Here is a 16,771-nt window from a genome sequence, read left to right as displayed (position 1 = left end):
CGAACCCCTCAGTACGCGAACGACAACGGCTTGTCGGGCTGTTCCGGCTCCGTGTCCGGCGGTGGCGCGTCCGTCCCGGCCAGGCCGGCCCGGATCGTCCGCAACAGCAGCTTGGTCTCGACCACCGCGAGTACGCCGTACAGCGCGGTGAACCCGACCAGCGACGTGATCACCTCGCCGCTGGTCGTCCCGGGTGAGACGCCCGATGCCGTCGGCAACAGACCGAACACCAGCCAGGGTTGCCGTCCGGTCTCGGTGAAGATCCAGCCGAAGGTGTTCGCGACCAGGGGCAGCAGCGGCAGCGGGGCCGCGAGCCAGATCAGCCACCGGGCCGGCGCCCGGCCGCGGCGCGTGGTCCACAGCAGCCACAGCGCGACCGCGGCCGACGCCATCCCGACCCCGATCATCAGCCGGAAGGTCCAGTAGGTCAGCGGGATGTTCGGCTTGTACGACCCCGGCCCGTACAGCTGCTCGTACGCGTCCTGCAGCGAGTTGATCCCCTTCACCTCGCCGTCGAAGTGCCCGGTGGCCAGGAACGACAGCAGGTACGGCACCTTGATCGAGAAGATCTCCTTCGACCCGTCCAGCGTGCCGATCGTGAACGCCGAGAAGGACGCCGGCTTCTCGGTCTCGTACAGCGCCTCGGCCGCGGCCATCTTCATCGGCTGCACCTCGGTCATCACCTTGCCCTGCAGGTCACCGCTGATCGCGACACCCGCACTGGCGACCAGGACGATCGACGCGCCGATCTTCAGCGCCGAGCGGAACACCGCCCGATCCGTGTCCGGCCGGCGGAGCAGGTGCCACAACGCGACCCCGGCGACGAAGGCGCCGCCGACCATGAAGGCGGCGAAAATCGTGTGCGGGTAAGTGACCAGCACCACCTTGTTGGTCAGCACCGCCCACAGATCCGTGAGCTCCGCCCTGCCGCGTTCGGGATTCACGCGGAAGCCGACCGGGTTCTGCATCCAGGAGTTCGCCGCGAGGATGAAGTACGCCGACAGTTGCGTGCCGAGCACCACCATCCAGATGCAGCCCAGGTGCACGAGCTTCGGCAACCGGTCCCAGCCGAACATCCACAAGCCGATGAACGTCGACTCGAGGAAGAACGCGAGCAGCCCCTCCAGCGCCAGCGGGGCGCCGAACACGTCCCCGACGAACCGCGAGTAGTCGCTCCAGTTCATCCCGAACTGGAACTCCTGCACGAGCCCGGTGACGACTCCCATCGCGATGTTGATCAGGAACAGCTTCCCGTAGAACTTCGTCAGCCGGAGGTACTTCTCCTTCCCGGTCCGGTACCAGGCGGTCTGCAGTCCGGCGGTGATCGCGACCAGCGAGATCGTCACCGGTACGAAGAAGAAGTGGTACACGGTGGTGATCGCGAACTGCCAGCGGGCCAGATCCAGGGTGTCCACAAAGCCCTCCCCGGGGCATCTACGACGTGTCGTAGTAGATGCTAGCGCGGATCTACTACGACGCGTAGTTATACTGGTCACGTGGCGAGTGAGGAGAGAGCACCGCGGCCGCTGGGCGACCTGGAACGGCTGGTCATGGAACGGCTGTGGGCGGCGCCGGAGGCACTGACCGTGCGCGAGGTGCACGAGCAGCTGGCGCGGACCCGTGAGCTCGCCTACACGACCGTGATGACCGTCCTGGACCGGCTGGCGAAGAAGAAGCTGACCGAGCGCGAGCGCGACGGCAAGGCTTGGCGCTACCGCGCCGCCGCACCCCGCGAGGAGATGGCCGCCGGCCTGATGCGGGACGCGCTCGACCGTGCGGGCGACCGCCGGGAGGCTCTGGTCCGTTTCGTCGGTCAGGTGTCCGACGAGGAAGCGGCGCTGCTCCGCGAGGCCCTGGCCCAGCTGGACGGCAAGGAGCCGGCCGGGTGACCGCCGCGGTCCTGCTGGCCGTCCTGGCGCTGGTGCTCACCGGCCCGGCACCGGCCCTGCTGGCTCGTTCCGACTGGCCGTACCGGGTCCCGCGCGCCGCGGTGATCCTGTGGCAGGCGATCGCGCTGGCCGCCGTACTGGCCGCGCTCGGTTCCGGTATCGCGCTGTCCTACTCGATCGCCGGCCGGCCTGGTGAGCCGCGGTTCGACCCGTCGTCGCCACGGGACCTGCTGGCCGCGGTGATCCTCGCGATGGTCGCACTCGTCGTCGTGCGACTGCTGTGGGCGATCGGCCGCGTGGCTGTCGGTACGCGGGCGCGACGCAGGCGGCACCGCGATCTGGTCGACGTACTGGCAACGCCTGACGGCCTGATCCCCGGACTCCGGGTGCTGGCCGAGGAGACACCACTGGCGTACTGCCTGCCGGCGCTGCGGGGCGCCCGGGTCGTCGTCTCGGTCGGCGCGCTGGATCGACTCGACGACAGTGAGCTGAAGGCCGTGCTCGCGCATGAGCAGGCTCATCTGCGAGCGCGTCATGACTTGGTGCTGGAGGAGTTCACCGCTCTGCACCACGCCTTCCCACGCTGGGTGCGTAGTGACGTCGCGCTGGAGCAGGCGCGCACGCTGGTGGAGCTGCTCGCTGACGACGACGCACGCCGCCGCAACGGTCCCCGCCCGCTGGCGCGTGCCCTGGTCGCACTTGCCGGTGCACCCGCTCCGGAGGCAGCCCTGGCCGCAGCCAAGTCCGCCACTGTCCTCAGAGTGCAACGACTCGCCGGACCGCCGGCCAACGAGCCCACGCTCTCCGCCATCACGTACGCCGCCGCAGCCGCGCTGCTGGTGGTGCCGACGATCACCGTCGCCGCGCCGATCGTGAAGGCGATCGTCGACGCGGTCAGCTAGCCGGGTCAGTTGCCGGGCTGGTACCGCACGAGCACGCCGCCCACGCCCCACGGACGCGCCTCGATCAGCTCCAGCGCCACCGGTGAGCCGCCGCTCGGGAACGCGCTCTTCCCGGCGCCCAGCAGCACCGGACAGATCCGCAGCTGCACCTCGTCGACGAGCCCGGCCCGCAGCAACGACTGGAACAGCGTGATGCTGCCCCAGAGGATGATGTCCTTGCCGGTCTGCTCCGCCTTGAGCGCACGCACCGCGTCCAGGTCCCGGACCACCAGGCCGGGCTCGTAATCGCCCCACGGCGCACTCGCCAGGGTCGTCGAAACCACCACCAGCCGGAGCGCGTTGAGTTTCTCGGCGATCGGCTCACCGGCCGACGCCTCGGTCGGCCAGAACCCCGCGAACAGCCGGTACGTCTCGGCGCCCAGCAGCATCGTGTCGACGCTGTCGAGCAGCTCGAGGTTGTCGGTGTCGGGAGCCGCACCGATCGCGTCGAAGAACTCCAGCCCGCCGTCCGGCCCGGCGGCGTACCCGTCGAGCGTCACGTACTCCTGGAAGATCAGCCGCCTCATGACGGGAGGCTACCCGAAATGTTTCCCCTCACCGCGTGCCACGGCGAGCAGCACGAGGCCCGACAGAACCAGCAGAACGACCATGGTGACGACGAATGTCAGCACTTCTCTCCCCGAATCCCCACTACCAACACCTTGCCTGACGCGCTCAGCGCACCAGAAGTTCCCGGAACGCCTTGGCGATCTCGCCGACCTGCCAGTCCAGTGTGGCCGGCGTCATCACCAGCTCGACCCACGACCACCCGGGGACGTCGGCCGGCCGCCACGCACCGCACAACGCCTCGCGGGTGCGCTCCATCCGCTCGACGGCCGCCTGCTCGATCGACTCGGCCGGGCGCGGCGCGTAGACGCGGAGCGAATTCGTGTGCGGCGGCTCGGGAAAGACGCGGAAACCCTCGCTCTGCAAGGCCATTGCGACCTCGACGGCACGCTGGTACAGGTCGTCCATCAGCGGCAGCACCGTCCGCAGTCCGTGGCGCGCGGAGACGGCGTACGGGAACAGCGAGTACAGGTTGCCGCCCAGCCGGCGCTGCCATCGCCGTACCTCGGCGATCACGTCCTCGGGGCCGGCGAGCGCTGCCCCGCTGATACCGCCCAGCACCTTGTAGAACGACACGTACACCGTCGACGCCAGCGCGGCGATGTCAGCGAGGCTGTGCTCGAGGTACGGCGTGCTCTCCCACAACCGTGCGCCGTCCAGGTGCAGCGGTACGCCGCGCTCCGCACAGGACTCGGAGAACACGACCAGCTCGTCCCAGGTCGGCAGCACGAACCCGGCGTCCCGTAGCGGCAGCTCCAGCGTGACCGCGGCCAGCTTGCCCGGAATCGCGGCCAGCTCGTCCGGCCGCGGCTGGCGTGGCTCCGACGTCAGCCGCTCGATGCGCAGGCGGTGCACCTCTTCCAGCGCGTTCAGTTCATGGACGAGCAGGTGGGCGAGTCCGTGCACCGCGACCCGGCTGGTGCCCGCACGGTCGGCGTACACGCGCAGGACGCTCTGCTGGGCCATGATGCCGGTCGGCATGAACACAGCGGCCGGCTTGCCCAGCAGGTCCGCAACCTCTCGCTCCAGCGCGGCGACCTCACCGCCGTTGCCGTAGCCATCGACCTCGTCGTCTGTGGCGACCTCAGCGAGCTGCCGCAACCGGTCCGGTGCCGGCACGCGCCGATGCGACAGCCAGCGCTCACAGCTATCCGCTGCGTTCTTCCGGCGCTCTCGCAGGTCCTCGGAGGTAGTAGCCACAGCTCCATCCTCTCGTGTCCCGCAACCGGGTTAGATGGTGGCTGTGATCAGATGCCTTCCTTGCACCGTCCTGATCTCGACCGAGCGCACCTGATCCGGTGGAACCAGCACACCGCCGCCGAACGTGCTCCCGCTCTTCGCGGCCTTCTCCGACACCAGCCAGCTGCCCGCGATCCAGGCCTCACCGTCCTTATCGGTGACGACCATCTCGCACTCGTCACCGGCTTGCAGGCCAGTCACCTCTACCCGCACCCAGCTCCAGCCCGCGCGGGGCTCCACCGTGGCGGCCATGGTCGCGCCGGTGTTCGTGTCCGAGGTCGTGACCTGCCTGGATCCCGCAACAGGCTGATCGCCTGCCGGTGCGGTCGACCGGCCGAGGACGACGCCTCCGCCGAGCGCACCGGCCACCACGACCGCGGCCGCGGCGATCAGCAACCAGCGGGAACGACGCTTCGGCGGTGCCTGCACCTGAGGCTCCCGGACCTCCCGCACCGTGCGCTGCAGCAGCAGGTCGCCGTCCTCGGGCGGTCCGTCCAGGAACGCCTCCGGCGGCACCTCGCCGAGGAAGTCCTTCACCTCGGTCAGCTCGGCCAGCTCCGCGCGGCACTCCGCACAGGTGGCCAGGTGCTCGTCGACGGCCTCGGCCTCGGCCGCATCCAGCGCCCCGAGGGCGTAGGCACCCAGCTGCGTACGGTCGTGCTCACTCATGGGACACCTCCGCTGCTTTCCCTGCCATCACCGCGCGCAGAGCTCGGAGGGCGTAGTACGAACGCGATTTCACCGTACCCGGCGGAATCCCCAGTTCCTTGGCGGCCTCGGCGACGGACCGGCCGCGGTAGTACAGCTGGACGAGTACGTCGCGGTGCTCGGGCGACAGCGTGTCCAGCGCGTCCATCACCACCATGGTGTTCACGACGGACTCGGAATGGTCTCCTTCGACCGGCGGCCGGTCCAGGACGTCCGCCACCTCGGCCGGCCGGACCGCACGCGCCCGGGCCCGGTCGGTGACCAGGTTGCGCGCGACAGTCAGCAGCCAGCCCCGCACCGACCCTCTGCCGCCGGTCAGGTCGTCCGCGTGCTTCCACGCCCGCAGCAGCGTCTCCTGCACGACGTCCTCGGCCGCGGCGCGGTCACCGGTGAGGCGGGTCGCGTACGCGAGCAGGCTGCGGCCGTGCTCGGCGTACAGCATGCGGATCAGCGTCTCGGCGTCGTGCGGCGCTGGGTTGTCACCCACCGACCGCACGATACCGGGATCGGTCGGCGCCCACACCACAACGGCACCAGTCGGATCAGTAACCGTAGCCATTGCCGGAAGCGCCCGGCTTGGTGGTGATCTTCTGGCCGTCCGCGCCGACCACCCACCAGACACCGCCGACAGCTTGCCCTTTGGCCTCACCGGGCTGGCTGTCGCTGGCGAACAGGTAGAGCGGCATGCCCTTGATGGCCAGCTGCTTGGTGCCGTCGGAGCGGTTCACCGTGCTGACCAGCGACGCGTCGATGCCGTCGAGCTGCGGCGTCCCCGCACCGGCCGCGACCGCCGGCCACTTCGCCAGGCAGTCCCCGGAGCAGTTCGACGTACCGGAGGTGTCCTTGTCGAACACGTACACCGTCCGCCCCTTGCCGTCGACAACGATCTTGCCGTAGTCGCCGACCTCCGCGACGGTCAGCTTCGTCGCGGCCGGCGCCGCGGACGCGGCGGGCGCCGAGCCCGAACCGGAGCCGTACCCCGAGTCGTTACCTCCACAGGCCGTCAGCCCGGCCAGTCCGAGCACGGACGCAGCGATCACACTGCCCAGTCGCTTCATCGGAATCCTCCTCGGTCGCCCGATCCGTCACCCGCCATACGTGCGGATCCCGCAACCGGTTCAACCGCGAGGGTTATCGTCACCGGCATGAGCCCAGACAAGCCCGCAGAGATCCCCGCAGCCGTCCGGCGCGCGCTCGACGCGATCGACGCCCTGGACAACGACGCGTTCGTGGCAGCGTTCGCCGAGGACGGCTACGTCGACGACTGGGGCCGCGAGTTCCGCGGCCACGACCGGATCCGCTCCTGGAGCGACAACGAACTGATCGGCAAACGCGCCACCTTCACCGGCACCCAGGTCACCACCCCGGGCAACCCCCTCACCGTCCTGACACAGGTAGGCGGCGACGGCTTCAACGGCCCGTCCCACTTCACCTTCACCATCGACGGCGACCACCTCGCCTCGATGACGATCACGGCCTAGACGGGTTCGGGTTCGCGGATTCGCTGGGAGATGACCGCGGAGACGCCGTCGCCGCGCATGGTGACGCCGTACAGGGCGTCGGCGACCTCCATGGTGCGCTTCTGGTGGGTGATGACCAAGAGCTGGCTGTTCTCGCGGAGTTCCTCGTAGATCTCCAGGAGGCGGCCGAGGTTGGTGTCGTCCAGGGCGGCCTCGACCTCGTCGAGGATGTAGAACGGCGACGGGCGGGCCTTGAACAGGGCGACCAGGAACGCGACCGCGACCAGCGACCGCTCGCCGCCGGACAGCAGCGACAGCCGCTTGACCTTCTTGCCCGGCGGGCGGGCCTCGACGTCGATGCCGGTGGCGAGCATGTCGTCGGGGTCGGTCAGCACGAGCCGGCCCTCACCGCCCGGAAACAGCCGGCTGAACACGTGCTCGAACGCCGCCTCGACGTCCCGGTACGCCTCGGTGAAGACCTGCTCGACCCGCTCGTCGACCTCCTTGACGATGTCCATCAGGTCCCGCCGGGACTTCTTCAGGTCCTCGAGCTGCTCGGAGAGGAACCGGTGCCGCTCCTCCATCGCCTCGAACTCCTCGAGCGCGAGCGGGTTGATCTTGCCGAGCTGGTTCAGCGCCCGCTCGGCCTGCTTGAGCCGCTTCTCGACCTTGGTCCGGTCGAACGGCTCCCCCTCCAGCTCGAGCGTCTCCTCTTCGCCGGCCTTGGGCAGCGGCGGCACCAGCTGGTCCGGCCCGTACTCCGCGACCAGCGCGTCCACCTCGATGCCGAGCTCGCCGAGCGCCTTCTCGTACAGCGCCTCGAGCCGCATCTTCTGCTCGGCGCGCGCGAGCGCGTCGCGGTGCACGGTGTTGGTCAGCTGCTCCAGCTCGGAGCTCAGGTTCCGGGTCGCGGACCGCGCCTGCGCGAGAGCCTGCTCCCGGTCGGAGCGCTGCGCCTGGATCGTGGCCCGCTCGGACGCGGCCAGCTGCAGCGACTGCTCCAGCCGCGCCAGCACGTGACCGGCCGCCAGGTGTACGGCCTGCGCCGCCTCCGCCTGCCGGGCCCGCCGCGCCGCGCGGGCGATCGCCCGGGCGCGTGCCTCGCGCTCCTGCCGGGCCGCGCGCTCCAGCGAGTCCGCACGCCCAGACAGCGCCCGGGCCCGCTCTTCGGTGGTCCGCAGCGCCAGCCGCGCCTCCATCTCGGCCGCGCGCCCTGCTTTGGCCTCCTCGGCCAGCCGGTCGCGCTGCGACGTGTCGGGCTCGTCGCCCTCCTCGTCGAACGCCTCGGCGTCCATCAGCCGCTCTTCGAGCTCGGCCAGGCCGGACAGGTTCTTGTCGCGCTCCTCCTCAGCCGCCGCAATCGCCTCGGCCATCCGCTGTGCCTCGCCGCGGGACGCCTTGGCCAGCGACCCGAAGTGCGCCAGCTGCTCGGCCACCGCGGCCATCGCCGCGTCCGACTCGTGCAGCCGGGCCAGCGTGATCTCGACGGACTCCTTCTGCCGGGCCCGCTCGTCTTCCAGGGCCTGCAGCTCGAACCCCAGCCGCTCGCTGCGCGCCGTCGCCTCGGTCAGCTTCTCCGCCGCTTCGTCGACCGCGGACTGCACCTCGATCAGGCTCGGCGCCGCGTCCGAACCGCCGTACGCGAAGTGCGCGCCGAGGACGTCGCCCGCACGCGTCGTACAGGTGACGTCGGGCAGGTTGCGGACCAGGGACCGGGCCGCGTTCACGTCGTCGACGACCGCGACCTTGCGCAGCAGCCGCCGCAGCGCGGGCCGCAGCGTCTCCGGGCAGTCGACGACGTCCACGGCGTACGACGCGCCGTACGGCAGCGCCGGCCACAGCGCGTAGTCGTCGGTCGGGGCGTCGCCGAGGAGCAGCCCGGCGCGGCCGAGGTCGTGCTCCTTGAGGTGCCCGACGGCGTGCAGCGCCGCGTCGGTGTGGGTGACGGCGACCGCGTCCGCGGCCTCGCCGAGCGCCGCCGCGATCGCGGTCTCGTACCCGGACCGGACGCTCAGCAGCGCGGCGACTGACCCCATCAGGCCGTTCACCTGCTCGGAGGCGGCCAGCAGCGCGCCGGCCCCGTCCTTGCGGTTCAGGCCGAGCTCGAGGGCTTCCTTCCGCGCCGCCAGACCGGTGCGCTCACGCTCGGCGTCGCGCTCCTCGGCCCGCACCTTGGCCAGCCGCTCGTCCATCTCGTCGAGAACGGCCTGGGCGGCCTCGTACTGGTCGTCGAGGCCCTTCTCGCCGGCGTCCAGCCCGGCGACCTGGGTCTCCAACGCGGTGAAGTCGTGCTGGGCCTTCGCGGCCCGGGCCTCGGCCTCACGCCTGTTGGTGGCCAGCCGGCCGATCTCGGACTCGGCGGCGGCCGCGCGGCTCTTCAGCGCGTTCACCTGACCGGTCAGCCGAGCCAGGCCCTCGCGGCGGTCGGCGGCGGCCCGGATCAGCGCCGAGATCCGGCGCTCCTCCTCGGCCTCCTGGGCCTCCAGCTGCTGGCGGCGTTCGACGGACTCGGCGAGCAGCTCGGAGTGCGCCTCGACCTCGGCCTCGATCTGGGCCTCGGTCTCGCGGACCCGGGCGGCTTCCAGTTCGAGCTCTTCGGGGTCACGTCCCGAGCGCGGCCCGTCCTCGGCCTCGTCGTTCAGCGAGCGGATCCGGTCCGCCGCGATCCGCGCCGTGCCCTTGATCTTCTCGCTGAAGCCGGACAGCTGATACCAGGTGTCCTGCGCGGCCTGCAGCGCCGGCGCGTCCTCGCGCAGCGCGTCCTCGAGCTCCGCCTCCAGCTCCCGGGCCTCGCGCAGCTTCGCCTCGGTCTCGGTACGGCGCTCCGTCAGGCGGGCCTCGTCCCGCAGCTCGGCCTCGAGCGCGGACTGGGCCTGGACGATGTCGTCGGCGAGCAGCCGGGCGCGGCCGTCGCGGACCTCGGCCTGGATCGTCACCGCGCGGCGTGCCACCTCCGCCTGGCGCCCGAGCGGCTTGAGCTGCCGGCGGATCTCGGTGATCAGGTCCCCGAGCCGGTGCAGGTTGCCCTCGGTGGCCTCCAGCTTCCGGATCGCCTTTTCCTTGCGCTTGCGGTGCTTCAGGACGCCGGCGGCCTCCTCGACGAACCCGCGGCGGCCTTCCGGCGTGGCGCGCAGGATCGAGTCCAGCTGGCCCTGGCCGACGATGACGTGCATCTCGCGGCCGATACCGGAGTCGCTGAGCAGCTCCTGGACGTCGAGCAGGCGGCAGTTCTGGCCGTTGATCTGGTAGTCGGACCCGCCGTTGCGGAACATCGTCCGGCTGATCGTCACCTCGGCGTACTCGATCGGCAGCGCGCCGTCGGTGTTGTCGATGGTGAGCACCACCTCGGCGCGGCCGAGCGGGGCGCGGCCGGAGGTGCCGGCGAAGATGACGTCCTCCATCTTGCCGCCGCGCAGCGACTTGGCGCCCTGCTCCCCCATCACCCAGGCCAGTGCGTCGACGACGTTGGACTTTCCGGAACCGTTCGGTCCGACGATGCAGGTGATGCCTGGTTCGAAGTTCATCGTCGTCGCGGACGCGAACGACTTGAAGCCCCGGAGCGTCATGCTCTTCAGGTACAAGGCGAAGGTCTCCAACCCGTGAAAGGACAGACGGTACCGAAGGAACCGCCGTAGCTGTTCGTCACGCTGCCGCTACCCGGGGGAAGTTGTTCCGCTTCGCAGTCTACAAAGAGATCTGCGGAATCCGGCGGAGGCCAGGCCGGTGGGAGACGGCCGGCGGAAGATCTGGGAGCACAACATTCGGTGAACACACAACCGGCGGAGGCCCGGACGGGGGCCACCGCCGTACAGAGTGTAGTGACGGTAAAGAAAGTACCTCTGCCGCGTCAGACCGAGGCGGGAGTGCGCAGCGCCTCGTCGACGGTGAGCAGCCGACCCTCGTGGATCTGGGCCACCAGGTGGTCGTTCTCTGCCTGCAGGCGCATCACGTGCGCCTCCAGATCTGCGACACGCCGGTTGAGCAGACGAACCTGCTCGAGCATGCGCGGGTCAGTGCCTCCAAGATGCCCTAGAAGAGCCTTGGCCATTGTGCTGTCCTCCGGAAGGGTTCTGGCCGATGCGCTCCAGGTCGAGGTCCAAGACGGAGCGCTGAAAAGTTGTGCCGTCTTTCAGGGTGACACCGCCGACGCCGACCGGTCAACCTGGGCCACGTTTATTAACGATACCTCGCTCACCAGCGAACATGGCGCGGGACGGGCTGACATTTCGGGCACCGGTACGACGAACGGTTCATGAACGGTTCGCGACGGATCGGCCGGCCGTCCCGCGGGCACGGCGATCCCTCCTGCCCGTAGACGTTGAGGCCGCGCTCGAAGTATCCGGACTCGCCGTTCACGTTGACGTACAGCGCGTCGAAGCTGGTGCCACCAACGGTCAGTGCCTCGGCCATCACCGCTTGCGCCTGGTCGAGAATCCCCTTTACCTGCGAGGGTTTCAGCGTCTCGGTGGCCCGCGCGTAGTGCAGCTTGGCGCGCCACAACGCCTCGTCGGCGTAGATGTTGCCGATCCCGCTGACCGCGGTCTGGTCGAGCAGCGCTCGCTTCAGCCCGGTACGCCGCCGGCGGATCTTGGCGGCCGCCGCGTCCTGATCGAACAGAGGATCGAACGGGTCGCGGGCGATATGGGCGATCTCGGCGGGCAACTCGGCGCCGCCCTCGGAGTAGGACAGACCACCGAACATCCGCTGGTCCACAAAACGGACCTCTCCGCCGCCGTCGGCGAACCGGAACCGGACCCGCAGATGGGGTTCGTCGGGCGCGCCGACCGGCTGGACCCGGAACTGCCCGCTCATTCCGAGATGGGTGAGTACCGCATCACCGGACGTCAACGGCAGCCATAGGTACTTGCCGCGGCGGGCGGGTTCGGCGAACACCTGGCCCTTGAGCCGGGACACGAAATCCTCCGGCCCGGCGGCGTGCCGCCGTACCGGGCGCGGGTGCAGCACCTCGACGGACTCGATGGTCCGGCCGGTGGTGAACTCGGCCAGACCCCGCCGTACGACTTCTACTTCCGGGAGCTCGGGCAACTCAGGATTGCGAGGGGTCCACGCTGTCGGGATGCGCGGCGCGCAGAGCCTTCCAGGCAGTCTCGGCGGCCTGCTGCTCGGCTTCCTTCTTGCTCCGGCCGATGCCGTGACCGTACGTGTCGGAGCCGATCCGGACCCGGGCCTCGAACGTCTTCGCGTGGTCCGGTCCGGACTCCGAGATCACGTACTCCGGCACGCCGACGCCGAGCTGGGCGACCAGCTCCTGCAGCGAGGTCTTCCAGTCCAGGCCGGCGCCGAGCCGGGCCGACGACTCCATCAGGTCGTCGAACAGCCGGTGCACCACCCCGCCCGCGACCTCGAAGCCGCGGTCCAGGTAGACGGCGCCGATCAGCGCCTCGACGCAGTCGGCGAGGATCGACGACTTGTCCCGGCCGCCGGTGGCCTCTTCCCCGCGGCCGAGCCGCAGGTACTTGCCCAGCTTGAGCTCGCGGGCGACACCCGCGAGCGCACGCATGTTGACCACCGCGGCCCTGAGCTTGGCCAGGCGGCCTTCACTCAGGTCCGGGTGGTTCCGGAACAGCGACTCCGTGACGATGACGCCGAGCACGGAGTCCCCGAGGAACTCCAGCCGCTCGTTCGTCGGCAGCCCACCGTTCTCGTACGCGTACGAGCGGTGGGTGAAGGCGTGCTCCAGTAGTTCGTCAGCCAGCGATACGCCGAGCCGCTGGTTCAGCTCGGCGTAGAGCCCCGTTTCGTTGGCAGAGTTCACTGGGTTGGTGCCGTTTAGCTCTCGACGACCTGGCGACGCTCGCCCTTGGCGCCGTACTGGCCGCAGTTCGGGCAAACGGTGTGCTGCAGGTGCTTCGCGCGGCAGGCGGGGTTCACGCAGGTGACCAGCGACGGGGCAGTGGTCTTCCACTGGGCCCGGCGGCTGCGGGTGTTGCTGCGCGACATCTTCCGCTTCGGAACGGCCACGGTTATGACTCCTCGGTTCGGCCGGAGGCCTTGGTGGACCCGGCCGGCTCAGTCTGACGTTTTCGGTACTGCTGGTGGAGCTGTCTTCAGTTGTCCTGCTCTTTGTCGTCGAGCAGTCCGCCGAGGGCGGCCCAGCGCGGGTCGCTCCGCTCCTCGTGTTTGTGGCCGGGCTCGTCCGCCAGGCGAACCCCGCAGTCGGGGCACAGACCTGGACAGTCGTCCGTACACAACGGCTGGAACGGCAGTGCGAGCACCACCTGGTCCCTCAGCACCGGCTCGAGGTCGATCAGATCGCCCTCCATCCGGCTGGCCTCGTCCGGCTCGGCGTCGCTCTCCGGATAGACGTACAGCTCCTGGACGTCAGCGAGGAACTCGTCCTCGATATCGACCAGGCACCGCGCGCACTCCCCGACCAGGCGGCCGCGGGCCGTTCCGGTGACGAGCACCCCTTCGACCACCGATTCCAGCCGTAGATCGAACTGGATCGGATCGCCTTCGGGGACGCCGATCACGTCGATTCCGAGATCTGCCGGCGCCGGCGCCGTGAAGGTGACTTCGCGTTGGGACCCGGCGCGGCGTGTCAGCTCGTGCGTGTCGATCACGAGAGGGGACCGCGGGTCCAAGACGCTCAGAGCAAACCTTTCAGGCGTGGGCAGGCATGAACTCGGTCTCGTCGAGACCGGTTGTCAAGACTACCAACTCCGCGGCTTCGCGCCCAATCCGGGGGATGCTAGAGCGTGTCCAGTAACCGAGCGTGAACGGCCGATGTCACGAACGTGCTGACGTCGCCGCCGAGGCGGGCGATCTCCTTCACCCAGCTCGAGGAGATGAAAGCGTTCTCCGGCGCGGTCGGCAGGAAGAACGTGTCGACCCCGGTCATCCGCCGGTTCAGCTGCGCCATCTGCAACTCGTAGTCGTAGTCGGCGGCCGAGCGCAGGCCCTTCACGATCACGCCGGCGCCCTCGGCCCGGCAGTAGTCGACCAGGAGCCCCTCGAAACCGCCGACGCGGACGTTCGGGAACGGGGCGACGAGTTCGGTGAGCATCTCGATCCGCTCCTGCGGGCCGAACAACCGGTTCTTCGACTGATTCACGCCGGTCGCGACGATCAGCTCGTCGAAGGCGGCCGCCGCCCGGGTGACGATGTCGAGGTGCCCGACCGTGGGCGGGTCGAAGGTCCCTGGAAAGACCGCCTTACTCATGGCGGTGACCGTACCAAAGCCGGGCCTCGCCGTACTTGCGGTCGCGCAGCGCGGCGAATCCCTCCGGCCAGTCCCACGGCTCGCGTTTCCCGCGCTCGACGACCACGACCGCGTCGCCGGCGAGCCAGCCGTTCGCGGCCAGGTCGGTCAGGACGTCCTGCAGCTCCACGGTCTCGAGCTTGTACGGCGGGTCCGCGAACACCAGGTCGAACACCGCCGGCGGCTCACCGGCCGTGACCTTCTCCACGGGCCGGGTCAGCAGCGTGGCGCCGGGCAGACCGACCACCTTGATGTTGGCGGCGATCACGTCGGCGGCCCGCCGGTCCGACTCGACCAGAACGGCCGTCGCGGCCCCTCGGGACAGCGCCTCCAGCCCGATCGCGCCCGATCCGGCGTACAGGTCGAGCACGGCGAGCCCGTGGAAGCTGCCGAACTCCGACTCCAGCGACGAGAACAGCGCCTCCCGGACCCGGTCCGCGGTCGGCCGCGTCCCGCTCCCGGGCGGTACGCCGATCCGCCGCCCACCCGCCGCTCCGCCGACAATGCGCGTCAAGTTTTCTCCAGATACTCGGTGGTCTCGGACTCCAGCGCGCTGCGGACGACGGACCGTAGCGCCGGGTACTCGGCCAGCTCGGCGTCGACCGAGACGATGGAGTTCGCCACGTGCCGGGCCGCGAGGATGATGTCCTCGTCGCGGAGCACGCTGAGCAGCTTCAGGCTCGAACGGCGGCCGGACTGCGCGACGCCGAGGACGTCGCCCTCCCGGCGGGTCTCCAGGTCGATCCTCGACAGCTCGAACCCGTCGGTCGTCGACGCGACCGCGTCCAGCCGCCCGTACGACGTGGAGCCTGCCCACAGGTCGGTGACCAGCAGGCACAGCCCGGGCACCTTGCCGCGGCCGACCCGGCCGCGCAGCTGGTGCAGCTGCGAGATGCCGAACCGGTCGGCGTCCATGATCACCATCGTCGAGGCGTTCGGGACGTCGACCCCGACCTCGATCACCGTGGTCGCGATCAGGACGTCGATCTCACCGGCCGCGAACCGGGACATGACGGCGTCCTTCTCCTCGGCCGGGAGCCGCCCGTGCAGGATCTCGACGCGCAGGTCGTGCAGGATCTCGGCGAGCGCCTCGGACACCTGCAGTACCGAGATCGGCGGCCGGGCCTGCTTCTTGCCTTCTTCGTCGTCGGCGACCAGCTCGCCTTCCTCGTCGGTCGCGTTCTTCACGTCGTCCCCGATCCGCGGGCACACGACGTACGCCTGGTGGCCCTTCGCGACCTCCTCGCGGACGCGCGCCCAGGCCCGCTGGAGCCAGTCGGGCCGCTCCTTGGCCGGGACCACGGACGACTGGATCGGCGACCGGCCGGCCGGGAGCTGGGTGAGGGTGGAGACCGCGAGGTCGCCGAACACGGTCATCGCGACCGTCCGCGGGATCGGCGTCGCGGTCATCACCAGCACGTGCGGGGTGTTGTCGCCGGACTTCGCGCTCAGCGCGGCCCGCTGCTCGACGCCGAACCGGTGCTGCTCGTCGACCACGACGAGCCCGAGGTCGGCGAACTGGACCTTGTCCTCCAGCAGCGCGTGCGTGCCGACGACGATCCCGGCCGCGCCGCTGGCCGCGTCGAGCATCGCCGTACGGCGGCCCGCGGCGTTCAGCGAGCCGGTCAGGAGCCCGACCTTGGTGGCGTTCTCCGCGCCGCCGAGCATGCCCTGTTCGGCCAGGTCGCCGAGCATCTTGGTGAGCGTCTTGTGGTGCTGGACGGCGAGCACCTCGGTCGGCGCGAGCAGGACGGCCTGGCCGCCGTTGTCGACCACGGACAGCATCGCCCGCAGCGCGACGACGGTCTTGCCGGAGCCGACCTCGCCCTGCAGCAGGCGGTGCATCGGGTGCGGCCGCGCGAGGTCGGCGAAGATCTCCTCCCCCACCTCGGCCTGGCCCTCGGTCAGCGCGAACGGCAGCCGCTGGTCGAACTCGTCCAGCAAGCGGCCCGTCACGCGCGGCCGCGGTACGGCGTTCAGCGCGTCGGTCACCGCGCGGCGCTGGGCGAGGATCGTCTGCATCACCAGCGCTTCCTCGAACCGGAACCGCCGCTGCGCGTCGTCGATGTCCTTCTCGGCGTCCGGCAGATGCACCTTCTGCAGGGCCTCGCGGAGCCCCATCAGCTGCTCGCTGCGCAGGATCAGGTCCGGGATCGGGTCCTCGACGCGGTCGTCGAGGCTGTCCAGGACGATCTTGACCGACCGCTCGATCGTTGCGGTCGGCAACTTCGCGGTCGCCGGGTAGAGCGGGCGGAACGGCCGGGCCCGGCGCTCGATCTCGGCCTCGGTGAGGTCTTCCTCGTCGAGCACCTCGGTGCCCGGGTTCTTCAGCTGCATGGTGGTGCGGAACATCGTCACCTCGCCCCAGAACAGGGCGGCGGTGCCCGGCTTCAGCTTCTCCAGCAGCCAGGGCTGGTTGAAGAACGCCAGCTCGATGTCGTTGCGGCCGTCGGTGACCACGACCTTGGTGATCGTCCGCTTCTTGCGGAACTTGTAGGCATCCTCGGCCTTGATCTCGAGCTTGGTGTCCAGCGTCCGGGCGGTGACCTTCTTGACCCGGCCGTTGACGGTGGCCTGGTCGCCGACCTCCAGCTCGTCGAACGGGGTCAGCTCGCCCTTCTTCAGGTACCGCCTCGGGTAATGCCGCAGCAGTTCGCCGACGGTCTCGATCTCGAGCACCTCCGCGAACGTCTTCGCCGTCTTCGCCCCGAGGAAGTCCCGGAGCTTGCGGTCCATATCGCCACT

18 protein-coding genes are annotated in these 16,771 nt (G+C 69.9%); 3 read left to right on the top strand and 15 right to left on the bottom strand.

The window, feature by feature from the left end:
- Positions 1 to 8: 8 nt before the first annotated feature.
- Complete coding sequence (locus tag AB0I12_RS18350; RefSeq protein ID WP_359930682.1) at positions 9 to 1,415, bottom strand: cytochrome ubiquinol oxidase subunit I; 1,407 nt, start codon at positions 1,413 to 1,415, stop codon at positions 9 to 11.
- Positions 1,416 to 1,496: 81 nt separating this feature from the next.
- Between AB0I12_RS18350 and AB0I12_RS18345 the strand changes: the two genes are divergently transcribed.
- On the top strand, positions 1,497 to 1,889 hold the full coding sequence (locus tag AB0I12_RS18345; RefSeq protein WP_359930680.1) for a BlaI/MecI/CopY family transcriptional regulator: 393 nt from the start codon (positions 1,497 to 1,499) through the stop codon (positions 1,887 to 1,889).
- Complete coding sequence (locus tag AB0I12_RS18340) at positions 1,886 to 2,791, top strand: M56 family metallopeptidase (RefSeq protein ID WP_359930677.1); 906 nt, start codon at positions 1,886 to 1,888, stop codon at positions 2,789 to 2,791. The genes AB0I12_RS18345 and AB0I12_RS18340 overlap by 4 nt, the downstream gene beginning before the upstream one ends.
- 5 nt (positions 2,792 to 2,796) lie before the next feature.
- Here the strand turns inward: AB0I12_RS18340 and AB0I12_RS18335 are convergent, their stop codons facing one another.
- From AB0I12_RS18335 to AB0I12_RS18315, 5 genes are all read right to left on the bottom strand, one after another.
- A complete protein-coding gene (locus AB0I12_RS18335; RefSeq protein ID WP_359930674.1) occupies positions 2,797 to 3,357 on the bottom strand; it encodes a dihydrofolate reductase family protein in 561 nt (186 codons plus the stop codon).
- A 148-nt stretch (positions 3,358 to 3,505) separates the two neighbouring features.
- The gene (locus AB0I12_RS18330; protein ID WP_359930672.1) at positions 3,506 to 4,516 is read right to left on the bottom strand and encodes a beta-eliminating lyase-related protein; all 1,011 of its coding nucleotides are present in this window, start codon (positions 4,514 to 4,516) and stop codon (positions 3,506 to 3,508) included.
- 111 nt (positions 4,517 to 4,627) lie between these two features.
- Entirely contained in the window at positions 4,628 to 5,305 is a 678-nt protein-coding gene (locus AB0I12_RS18325) for a zf-HC2 domain-containing protein (protein ID WP_359930669.1), read from the bottom strand.
- On the bottom strand, positions 5,298 to 5,831 hold the full coding sequence (locus AB0I12_RS18320; RefSeq protein WP_359930666.1) for a sigma-70 family RNA polymerase sigma factor: 534 nt from the start codon (positions 5,829 to 5,831) through the stop codon (positions 5,298 to 5,300). Before AB0I12_RS18320 ends, AB0I12_RS18325 begins: the two co-directional genes overlap by 8 nt.
- A 55-nt stretch (positions 5,832 to 5,886) precedes the next feature.
- The gene (locus AB0I12_RS18315) at positions 5,887 to 6,402 is read right to left on the bottom strand and encodes a hypothetical protein (RefSeq protein WP_359930663.1); all 516 of its coding nucleotides are present in this window, start codon (positions 6,400 to 6,402) and stop codon (positions 5,887 to 5,889) included.
- 87 nt (positions 6,403 to 6,489) lie between these two features.
- On the opposite strand from AB0I12_RS18315, the gene AB0I12_RS18310 reads away from it, so the two are divergent.
- Positions 6,490 to 6,825: a nuclear transport factor 2 family protein gene (locus AB0I12_RS18310; RefSeq protein ID WP_359930660.1), complete on the top strand. Its 336-nt coding sequence runs from the start codon at positions 6,490 to 6,492 to the stop codon at positions 6,823 to 6,825.
- Here the strand turns inward: AB0I12_RS18310 and smc are convergent.
- The 9 genes from smc to recG form a co-directional block, all read right to left on the bottom strand.
- Positions 6,822 to 10,385: a chromosome segregation protein SMC gene (smc, locus tag AB0I12_RS18305; protein ID WP_359930905.1), complete on the bottom strand. Its 3,564-nt coding sequence runs from the start codon at positions 10,383 to 10,385 to the stop codon at positions 6,822 to 6,824. The two genes, AB0I12_RS18310 and smc, sit on opposite strands and share 4 nt — an antisense overlap.
- A 266-nt stretch (positions 10,386 to 10,651) precedes the next feature.
- Positions 10,652 to 10,807: a hypothetical protein gene (locus AB0I12_RS18300; RefSeq protein WP_238151152.1), complete on the bottom strand. Its 156-nt coding sequence runs from the start codon at positions 10,805 to 10,807 to the stop codon at positions 10,652 to 10,654.
- Positions 10,808 to 10,995: 188 nt separating this feature from the next.
- A complete protein-coding gene (gene mutM / locus AB0I12_RS18295) occupies positions 10,996 to 11,850 on the bottom strand; it encodes a bifunctional DNA-formamidopyrimidine glycosylase/DNA-(apurinic or apyrimidinic site) lyase (RefSeq protein WP_359930657.1) in 855 nt (284 codons plus the stop codon).
- A gap of 1 nt (position 11,851) precedes the next feature.
- Positions 11,852 to 12,580: a ribonuclease III gene (gene rnc / locus AB0I12_RS18290; RefSeq protein WP_355699209.1), complete on the bottom strand. Its 729-nt coding sequence runs from the start codon at positions 12,578 to 12,580 to the stop codon at positions 11,852 to 11,854.
- A 14-nt stretch (positions 12,581 to 12,594) separates the two neighbouring features.
- Positions 12,595 to 12,786, bottom strand: coding sequence for a 50S ribosomal protein L32 (gene rpmF / locus AB0I12_RS18285; protein WP_130387616.1), 192 nt, complete (start codon positions 12,784 to 12,786; stop codon positions 12,595 to 12,597).
- Between the two features lie 86 nt (positions 12,787 to 12,872).
- On the bottom strand, positions 12,873 to 13,388 hold the full coding sequence (locus tag AB0I12_RS18280; RefSeq protein WP_359930652.1) for a DUF177 domain-containing protein: 516 nt from the start codon (positions 13,386 to 13,388) through the stop codon (positions 12,873 to 12,875).
- A 128-nt stretch (positions 13,389 to 13,516) separates the two neighbouring features.
- Positions 13,517 to 13,987, bottom strand: a complete 471-nt coding sequence (gene coaD, locus AB0I12_RS18275) for a pantetheine-phosphate adenylyltransferase (protein ID WP_359930649.1) — start codon at positions 13,985 to 13,987, stop codon at positions 13,517 to 13,519.
- Positions 13,980 to 14,540: a 16S rRNA (guanine(966)-N(2))-methyltransferase RsmD gene (rsmD, locus tag AB0I12_RS18270; RefSeq protein WP_359930647.1), complete on the bottom strand. Its 561-nt coding sequence runs from the start codon at positions 14,538 to 14,540 to the stop codon at positions 13,980 to 13,982. Before rsmD ends, coaD begins: the two co-directional genes overlap by 8 nt.
- The gene (recG, locus tag AB0I12_RS18265; RefSeq protein WP_359930644.1) at positions 14,537 to 16,762 is read right to left on the bottom strand and encodes an ATP-dependent DNA helicase RecG; all 2,226 of its coding nucleotides are present in this window, start codon (positions 16,760 to 16,762) and stop codon (positions 14,537 to 14,539) included. Before recG ends, rsmD begins: the two co-directional genes overlap by 4 nt.
- Positions 16,763 to 16,771: the final 9 nt, after the last annotated feature.

The organism is Kribbella sp. NPDC050459 (genome assembly GCF_040655315.1).
Classification (GTDB): domain Bacteria; phylum Actinomycetota; class Actinomycetes; order Propionibacteriales; family Kribbellaceae; genus Kribbella.
This window is presented reverse-complemented; position numbering and strand designations above follow the sequence as displayed.